This window comes from Novosphingobium umbonatum, from assembly GCF_004005905.1.
Taxonomy (GTDB): Bacteria; Pseudomonadota; Alphaproteobacteria; order Sphingomonadales; family Sphingomonadaceae; genus Novosphingobium; species Novosphingobium umbonatum.
In genome coordinates, this window is sequence record NZ_SACO01000060.1 from 1 (window position 1) to 410 (window position 410).

Here is a 410-nt window from a genome sequence, read left to right on the forward strand (position 1 = left end):
GATGCAAATCGGGCGTTTCAATGCGGGGCATCGGGCCATGGCCGATGTGGTGAGCCTCCTGCATGTTCTGACCTATGAGCCGGCAGGTGTCGGGACCATCCTCGCCGATATTGTCAAAATGGCGCAGACACCCACCATCGCTATCGAGGCGACCGGCGCGCATTTCGATATGCGTGAGGTGCTCAAATCCGCCGGTTACCGCTGGAATCCGGACAAGAGGGTCTGGTGGCAGGAGGTCTCGGGCGACCTTGCCCCTGGTGAAATCGATTGGCTTCGCTCCAGTGTGATCCCGGCGCGCTATGTGCCCAGGACCTATTCCGTCACCTGGAAAACGCGCCACCGGTAATTTGCCACCGGCAGCGCTCGGGCCGCCGTTCTCGCCGGTTTGAGGTTGGCCAATGCCACAGGTG

General features: G+C 61.5%; 1 pseudogene. It reads left to right on the forward strand.

Features of this window, described 5'->3' with window-relative positions:
* A pseudogene (locus EOE18_RS18270) lies at window positions 1-346 on the forward strand (3'-5' exonuclease); the annotation flags it as partial.
* Between the last annotated feature and the right edge of the window lie 64 nt (window positions 347-410).